This window comes from Neptuniibacter sp. (assembly GCF_024231755.1).
Lineage (GTDB): Bacteria > Pseudomonadota > Gammaproteobacteria > Pseudomonadales > Balneatricaceae > Neptuniibacter.
The window spans coordinates 1-6,175 of sequence record NZ_JAAEQH010000139.1 but is presented as its reverse complement, the minus strand read 5'-3'; the positions used below and the strand labels follow the sequence as shown (position 1 = coordinate 6,175).

Below are 6,175 nucleotides of genomic sequence, written 5' to 3'. Positions count from 1 at the left end.
TTGTCTGTACCCAGGCAAGAAACAATCCCCATACCAGTAACAACAACACGACGCATGTGCTTCTCTCTCTTTTTCTAATTTGAGGCGCTTATTTTCCGTGAATTCAGGTCTTTTGGCTACCTGATTTGTGAAAAACTGCGCGGAATATAGAACAAAGGCCCTGAATTCAGAGCCTTAGCTTGATCAGAAAATGTTCTGTAATCAGAAATTTTCGGTAGAAGTGAACAGACCTACACGCAGATCTTTAGCTGTGTAGATTTCACGTCCATCAACAGACATGCTGCCATCAGCGATGCCCATTACCAACTTACGCTCGATTACACGCTTAAGCTGGATGTTATAAGTTACTTTTTTAGCATTCGGCAGTACTTGGCCGAAGAACTTAACTTCGCCAGAACCTAGTGCACGACCGCGACCAGGGTTGCCTTTCCAGCCCAGATAGAAGCCAACCAGCTGCCACATAGCGTCAAGGCCAAGGCAGCCAGGCATTACAGGGTCTTCCTCAAAGTGGCAGCCAAAGAACCACAGGTCTGGGTTGATATCCAGTTCTGCGATAATCTCGCCTTTACCGAATTCACCACCTTCTTCGGTGATTTTTAGAACTCGATCCATCATCAGCATGTTGCCGATAGGCAGGCGTGCATTGCCTGGTCCAAACATCTCGCCGTGACCGCAAGATAGCAGCTCATCGCGATTAAAAGAGGAAGGTCTTGTCATTAGCTTCTTTGTATCCAGGTTCTTATAAGTAAAAATATCGCGCAATTATACCGACTTCGTCGGCTTGAGGCACGATCTGTGTCATATTTATTGGTTAAAAAGATTAAGACTTAGGGTGTAAATAGGTATATGGAGCACGATTTTTGGCATCAGCGTTGGGCGGAAGGGCGTATTGGCTTTCATCAGGAGGATGTTAATCCTTTTCTCAAAAAGCATTGGGCGGAGCTGAAAGTTGCTTCGGATGAGACTGTGTTTGTGCCTTTGTGTGGAAAAAGCCGCGATATGCTCTGGCTGCGAGAGCAGGGGCACCCGGTTGTGGGCGTTGAGCTGAGTGATGCAGCCTGTGAGGCTTTTTTTGCTGAGAATGATGTTGAGCCTGAGCGGAAATCGTTCGGGGGGTATGTCGCAAGAGAAGTTGATGGTATTCGTGTTTTGTGTGGTGATTTCTTTGCGCTTAATTCTGAGCTGATAAGAGAAAGCCGAGCTGTTTTTGATCGTGCTGCGCTGGTTGCGTTGCCTCCGGGAATGCGTAGGGATTATGCAGTGTACTTGCAACAATTGTTGCCAACAGGCAGTAAAGTGCTGTTGGTGACGTTGGAATTTGAAGGTGAGTCAGGTCCGCCGTTCAGTGTTTCTTCCGAGGAAGTGGAGCAGCTGTATGGTGAGCGTTTTTCAATTCGTTGTTTGGAGCGCTTTGAATGTGAAGACCCGCGAGATGCGGGTCGTTCAGAGGTCGTGTGGCTGCTTGAAGATAAAGCAGCGGAATAAACTTTATTGCTGGTGGGCGCTCGGCTTAGCTCTTGCGCTTAACAGCTATATCCGCCAACTGCTTAAGGGTGTCACGGAAGGAGCTTTCTGGCAGAGCGTTTAGGGCCGCAATTGCTTTGTCTGCTTCTTCCTGAGCTTTCTGTTGGGTGTATTCGATTGCGCCGGTTTCTTTAACGATATCCATAATCGGCTGTAGATCGTCCAGACCGCCTTTACGGATCGCCTGACGCACCAGTAGGCGCTGTTCTTCGTTACCTGCACGCATGGCGTGAATCAGTGGCAGTGTTGCTTTACCTTCTGCCAGATCGTCACCCACGTTCTTGCCCATCTCCTCTGCAGTGGAGAGATAATCCATTACATCGTCAATTAGCTGGAATGCAGTGCCTAGGTGCAGGCCGTACAAGCGAAGGCCTTCGCGTTCTTCAGGGCTTGCTTCCGCGAGAATTGCGCCAGCTTCAGTGGCTGCTTCAAACAGCATGGCGGTTTTACCGAGAATGACCTGCATATAGGCTTCTTCGGTAGTGTCTGGGTTTTTGGTGTTAAGTAGCTGAAGTACTTCGCCCTCTGCGATTACGTTAGTCGCATTGGAGATTACTTCCATAATTGTCATGGAACCGATCTCAACCATGATCTGGAAGGCGCGAGAATATAGAAAGTCACCAACCAGAACGCTAGGAGCGTTGCCCCACTTGGCATTTGCAGTGTCTTTGCCGCGACGTAGGTCAGAGTTATCCACAACGTCATCATGTAGCAGTGTTGCGGTGTGAATAAATTCGATGATAGCTGCCAAAGGGATGTGTTTCTCACCCTGATAGCCAGAGGCGTTTGCTGCCAACAATACCAGTAAAGGTCGAATACGTTTTCCGCCGCTTTCAACTATGTAGTGGCCAATCTTCTCAACCAGAGGGACGTTAGAGCCGAGGTGGTTGATGATGTAGTCGTTTACGGCTTCGAACTGAGGTTCAATTGCTGGGTTGAGTTGGTGTGGCTGCATAGTCGTGAATGGTCGCTACAAATAATAGTGATAGCGCGAATGCTAGGGCTCTGCTTATAAACTGTCAATGATTAGGGTTTTAAACGTTGTTTTGGTTGTGCTGTTGTTGGCATTGCTTTATAATCGCGCGCCCTGACTCATCCAATAATGCTCCCTATCATATGGTGTAACCATTAGAAGTAGGCATTTTCCTTAGTAGCTGGATGGGCTGTAAACGGAGAAGAACATGTACGCAGTAATCGTAAGCGGTGGTAAACAGTACCGCGTCCAGGAAGGTGAAACCCTTAAGCTGGAAAAACTGCAGGCAGAAGCTGGCGCAAACGTTGAGTTTGACCGTGTTCTGCTGGTTGGCAACGGCGACGACATCAAAATCGGTGAGCCTGTTGTAGATGGTGCTAAAGTGACAGCTGAAGTTGTTCAGCACGGTCGCGCTAAGAAAGTTGAGATCATCAAATTCAAGCGTCGTAAGCATCACATGAAACGTCAGGGCCACCGTCAGTGGTTTACTGAAGTTAAAATTACTGGCATTTCTGCCTAATATTAACCGAGTTAGGAGTTAGATAGATGGCTCATAAGAAGGCTGGTGGTTCTACTAAGAACGGTCGCGATTCCGAGTCGAAACGACTTGGCGTTAAGCGTTACGGTGGTCAGGCAGTTATTGCTGGAAACATCCTTGTTCGTCAGCGTGGTACTAAGTTCCACGCAGGTGAAAACGTAGGTTGTGGTAAAGACCACACTCTGTTTGCGAAAGCAGACGGCGTTGTTAAATTCGAAGTTAAAGGTCCTCAGAAGCGTCAGTACATCTCTGTAGTTGATGCTTAATTGAAGATTTTATGCTTCTAAAAAGCTCCGCCAAGGCGGAGCTTTTTTGTTTATGATTTACAGGTGATCTGACATTAGGTCCTGATTCAGGGATTTAACGCCAGATTTCCTGCTGGTGACTTTTGGGGAGAGAAAATGAAATTTGTCGATGAAGCGGTTATTACCGTTGAGGCTGGTAAAGGCGGCAATGGTTGCATGAGCTTCCGTCGTGAGAAGTACATCCCTAAAGGTGGCCCTGACGGTGGTGACGGTGGTGATGGTGGTTCGATCTTCTTCGAAGCGGATGAAAACCTAAACACTTTGATTGATTACCGTTTTACGCGTCATTACAAGGCCGATAATGGTAAGGGCGGCATGGGGCGCAACTGTACAGGCCCTAAAGGTGAAGATCTGATCCTAAAAGTGCCGGTAGGTACGACCATTATCGATACCGATACAGATGAGATCCTGGCGGATATGACTGAGATCGGTCAGGTTGAAAAAATTGCCCAGGGTGGTTTTCACGGCCTGGGTAACACTCGTTTTAAAAGCAGTGTAAACCGTGCACCTCGTCAGACAACGAAAGGTTCTATTGGCGAAACTCGTAACGTAAAGCTGGAATTGAAAGTGCTGGCAGATGTGGGTCTGCTTGGTTTGCCAAATGCGGGTAAATCTACTCTGATCCGTGCTGTTTCTGCGGCGAAACCTAAAGTGGCGAACTATCCGTTTACGACACTGGTCCCGAACCTGGGTGTAGTTCGAATCGAACAGTCCCGTAGTTTTGTTATTGCTGATATCCCTGGAATTATTGAAGGTGCAGCGGAAGGTGCTGGATTGGGTATCCGTTTCCTGAAGCATCTGGCGCGTAACCGTATTCTGCTGCATCTGGTTGATATGGCGCCGTGGGATGAGGTAACTCCAGCGGAGGCCGCAGCGGTTGCTGTGGGAGAGTTGGAAAAATTCAGTCCGACTCTGGCTGAGCAGCCGCGTTGGTTGGTGCTGAATAAGTTGGATATGGTGTCTGAAGAGGAGCGTGAAGAGCGCTGTCAGGCTGTGATCGATGCGCTTGAGTGGGATGGTCCTGTTTATCGTGTTTCTGCATTGAGTAAGCAGGGTACGGACGAGATGATGCGTGATATTCAGGCATTTCTGGATCAGCGTCTTGAGGCAATTGAGGAAGATCCTTCTATTCTGGATCAAGAGCAAGCTGTTCGTGAGCAGATCGATACTGAAGCACGTGAGCGCGTTGAGCAGATGCGTGCAGAGATGCGTGCTCGCCGTGAAAATGATGATCTGGATGATGACGACTTTGACGATGATGATTACGATGTTGAAGTTGAATACGTTCGTGAATAGCAACTGATGTGATTGTTGCTGCTACAGACTGTGTTAGGAGTTTTTAGGTGGCTGTAGGTAGGGAGAAGCTCAAGCGCAGTCAGCGCTGGGTAGTGAAAATTGGTAGTGCGCTGCTGACAAATGATGGGCAGGGGTTGGACCTGGAGGCGATCAGTCGTTGGGTTGACCAGATTGCTGCCCTGAAGAAATCTGGTCTGGAAGTGGTATTGGTCTCCTCCGGCTCTGTGGCTGAAGGCATGACCCGTTTGGGCTGGAGTAATCGTCCCCATGAAATATACAAGCTTCAGGCGGCCGCAGCTGTTGGTCAGATGGGCTTGGTTCAGGCTTATGAAACCAACTTTCAGCGCCATGATACTCATACTGCGCAGATCCTTCTGACTCACGAAGATCATTCCAATCGTAAGCGTTACCTGAATGCGCAGGCGACGCTGCGTACTCTTCTAGATATGGGTGTCGTTCCCGTAGTGAATGAGAACGATACGGTAGTTACCAAAGAGATTCGCTTTGGGGATAACGATACTCTGGGGGCGTTGGTGGCTAACCTTGTTCAGGCTGATGCATTGATCCTGCTAACCGACCAGAAAGGTCTTTTTACTGCTGATCCGCGCCATGATCCAAGCGCTACGCTTATCTCTGAAGCTCGCGCGGGCGATGAATCGCTTGATGCAATGGCTGGTGATGGTGGTAAGTTAGGCCGTGGTGGAATGGCGACCAAAGTGCGTGCAGCTAAGCTAGCGGCGCGCTCAGGTGCGGTAACAATGATTGCTAGTGGTCGTGAAGAGGATGTTCTGCTTCGTTTGCGTGATGCTGAGCAGCTGGGAACTCTATTGGTACCAGAAAAAGAGCCAATGGTTGCGCGTAAACAGTGGATTGCGGGTCATTTGCAGGCGCGTGGCACTCTGGTATTGGATGAGGGAGCTGTAAAGGCGCTGCGTGAACGGGGTAAGAGCTTGCTGCCTGCTGGTGTGCGTAGTGTGAGTGGAGATTTCTCCCGTGGTGAGATGGTTATTATCAGTGATGAGTTCGGTCGTATTATAGCGCGCGGACTGGTGAACTATGGCATTGAAGATGCACAGCGAATTATCGGTAAGCCGAGTCGCCAGATTGAATCAATTCTTGGTTTTATGGGTGAAGAGGAGTTAGTGCACAGGGATAATCTGGTGCTGGCTTAATAGGTGTGAAGCTGAGAGTAAATTTCAGATACAAAAAAACCGGCTTAAGCCGGTTTTTTTAATGCATCTAGTTGCTATTAAGCAGCCAGTGCAACGATCTTTTTGCAAAGGCGGCTCTTGATGCGAGCAACTTTGTTCTTGTGGAAGATGCCTTTGTTTACAGAACCATCCAGAATTGGCTGTGCCACTTTGAATGCTTCCTGAGCTGCAGTCTGATCACCAGATGCGATAGCTGCGTCTACTTTTTTGATGTAAGTGCGTACCATGGAACGCAGGCTAGCGTTATGCTGGCGACGTTTCTCTGCCTGGCGAGCGCGTTTACGAGATCCTGCGGAATTTGCCACAGTCCGGCTCCTTAAAATTAGTT

At 48.7% G+C, this 6,175-nt stretch carries 8 protein-coding genes; 5 read left to right on the top strand and 3 right to left on the bottom strand.

All coding sequences use genetic code 11. The annotated features are described in order from the left end of the window. Positions 1-201 precede the first annotated feature (201 nt). The gene (fabA, locus tag GY843_RS08075; protein WP_297308376.1) at positions 202-717 is read right to left on the bottom strand and encodes a 3-hydroxyacyl-[acyl-carrier-protein] dehydratase FabA; all 516 of its coding nucleotides are present in this window, start codon (positions 715-717) and stop codon (positions 202-204) included. 129 nt (positions 718-846) lie between these two features. Between fabA and GY843_RS08070 the strand changes: the two genes are divergently transcribed. Then, positions 847-1,485 (top strand): thiopurine S-methyltransferase, encoded by a 639-nt coding sequence (locus tag GY843_RS08070; protein WP_297308374.1) that lies wholly within the window; start codon positions 847-849, stop codon positions 1,483-1,485. Between the two features lie 25 nt (positions 1,486-1,510). Here the strand turns inward: GY843_RS08070 and ispB are convergent, their stop codons facing one another. Next, a complete protein-coding gene (gene ispB, locus GY843_RS08065) occupies positions 1,511-2,479 on the bottom strand; it encodes an octaprenyl diphosphate synthase (protein WP_297308372.1) in 969 nt (322 codons plus the stop codon). Positions 2,480-2,705: 226 nt separating this feature from the next. Here ispB and rplU point away from each other — a divergent pair, with 226 nt between their 5' ends. The 4 genes from rplU to proB all read left to right on the top strand — a co-directional run bounded on the left by rplU (position 2,706) and on the right by proB (position 5,808). Continuing rightward, positions 2,706-3,017 carry a 50S ribosomal protein L21 gene (gene rplU, locus GY843_RS08060; protein WP_007021223.1) on the top strand — a complete coding sequence of 104 codons (312 nt, stop codon included), beginning with the start codon at positions 2,706-2,708 and terminating at the stop codon, positions 3,015-3,017. A 26-nt stretch (positions 3,018-3,043) separates the two neighbouring features. Then, the gene (gene rpmA / locus GY843_RS08055; protein WP_297308368.1) at positions 3,044-3,301 is read left to right on the top strand and encodes a 50S ribosomal protein L27; all 258 of its coding nucleotides are present in this window, start codon (positions 3,044-3,046) and stop codon (positions 3,299-3,301) included. A 135-nt stretch (positions 3,302-3,436) separates the two neighbouring features. Further along, entirely contained in the window at positions 3,437-4,636 is a 1,200-nt protein-coding gene (gene cgtA, locus GY843_RS08050; RefSeq protein WP_297308366.1) for an Obg family GTPase CgtA, read from the top strand. A gap of 47 nt (positions 4,637-4,683) precedes the next feature. Continuing rightward, entirely contained in the window at positions 4,684-5,808 is a 1,125-nt protein-coding gene (gene proB, locus GY843_RS08045; protein WP_297308364.1) for a glutamate 5-kinase, read from the top strand. Positions 5,809-5,885: 77 nt separating this feature from the next. Here proB and rpsT read toward each other — a convergent pair whose 3' ends face one another. Beyond that, a complete protein-coding gene (gene rpsT, locus GY843_RS08040; protein ID WP_297308362.1) occupies positions 5,886-6,152 on the bottom strand; it encodes a 30S ribosomal protein S20 in 267 nt (88 codons plus the stop codon). Positions 6,153-6,175: the final 23 nt, after the last annotated feature.

Excerpts from the sequence above, each read along its gene's own strand:
- GY843_RS08070 (WP_297308374.1), top strand. The coding sequence starts at position 847 with ATGGAGCACGATTTTTGGCATCAGCGTTGGGCGGAAGGGCGTATTGGC.
- cgtA (WP_297308366.1), top strand. The coding sequence starts at position 3,437 with ATGAAATTTGTCGATGAAGCGGTTATTACCGTTGAGGCTGGTAAAGGC.
- ispB (WP_297308372.1), bottom strand. The coding sequence starts at position 2,479 with ATGCAGCCACACCAACTCAACCCAGCAATTGAACCTCAGTTCGAAGCC.
- rplU (WP_007021223.1), top strand. The coding sequence starts at position 2,706 with ATGTACGCAGTAATCGTAAGCGGTGGTAAACAGTACCGCGTCCAGGAA.
- fabA (WP_297308376.1), bottom strand. The coding sequence starts at position 717 with ATGACAAGACCTTCCTCTTTTAATCGCGATGAGCTGCTATCTTGCGGT.
- rpmA (WP_297308368.1), top strand. The coding sequence starts at position 3,044 with ATGGCTCATAAGAAGGCTGGTGGTTCTACTAAGAACGGTCGCGATTCC.